Annotated in this window: 2 protein-coding genes; both read right to left on the reverse strand. The window is 66.1% G+C overall.

The window, feature by feature from the left end; all coding sequences use genetic code 11:
* Positions 1-314: NAD(P)(+) transhydrogenase (Re/Si-specific) subunit beta (locus tag V8U06_RS29115; protein ID WP_427143637.1), on the reverse strand; the 314-nt coding region annotated here is incomplete at its 3' end.
* Between the two features lie 16 nt (positions 315-330).
* Positions 331-1,110: Re/Si-specific NAD(P)(+) transhydrogenase subunit alpha (locus tag V8U06_RS29120; protein ID WP_427143638.1), on the reverse strand; the 780-nt coding region annotated here is incomplete at its 5' end.

Below are 1,110 nucleotides of genomic sequence, written 5' to 3' on the forward strand. Positions count from 1 at the left end.
GCGTTGAAGCCGATGAAGACGGCGGCAAGGCCGACGAAGGAATGGAGCGCCGCGACGAGCTGCGGCATCTCCGTCATCTGCACGCGGGCGGCGACATAGGCGCCGAGCACCGCGCCGCCGGCAATCATCAGCACGACGATGAACCAGTTGCCGACGTCAGGCCCGAAGACCGTGGCAATGACGGCAAGCGCCATGCCGACGATACCGTACCAGACGGCGCGCTTGGCGCTTTCCTGGCCCGAAAGGCCGCCGAGCGAGAGGATGAAGAGAACTGCTGCCGCGATGTAGGCGGCCGAAACGATACCGATGGTCATGACAGTTTCCTCCCGCTCACGACTTCTGGAACATGGCGAGCATGCGCCGGGTGACGAGGAAGCCGCCGACGATGTTGATCGTGGAGATCAGCACCGAAAGCGCCGCCAGCACCACCACCAGCCAGCTACCCGAGCCGATCTGCAGGAGCGCGCCGAGGATGACGATGCCGGAGACGGCGTTGGTGACGGCCATCAGCGGCGTGTGCAGCGAGTGCGAGACGTTCCAGATGACCTGGAAGCCGACGAAGCAGGCAAGCACGAAGACGATGAAGTGGCTCATGAAGGCGGACGGCGCATAGGCGCCGACGATGAGCAGCAGCGCCGTTCCGACGGCGAGCAGCACCAGCTGGCTCTTGGTCTGCGCCTTGAAGGCTGCCGCTTCCGCGGCGCGCCTTTCCTCCGGCGTCGGCTCCTTCACCTTTTCCTTCGGCTTCTGCGCGGCGATGGCCGCGATCTTCGGCGGCGGCGGCGGGAAGGTGATCGCGCCGTCGAAGGCGACGGTCGCACCGCGGATGACGTCATCCTCCATATTGTGCACGACCGTGCCGTCCTTGCCGGGCGTCAGGTCGGCCATCATGTGGCGGATGTTCGTGGAATAGAGCGCCGAGGACTGCGCGGCCATGCGGCTCGGGAAGTCCGTATAGCCGATGACGGTGACGCCGTTCGGCGAAACGATCTTCTGGTCGGCGACCGTCAGGTCGCAGTTGCCGCCACGTTCGGCGGCAAGGTCGACGACGACGGAGCCCGGCTTCATCGCCGCGACCATGTCGGCCAGCCACAGCTTGGGCGCGTCGCG

The organism is Shinella sp. G-2 (assembly GCF_050172695.1).
Taxonomy (GTDB): Bacteria; Pseudomonadota; Alphaproteobacteria; order Rhizobiales; family Rhizobiaceae; genus Shinella.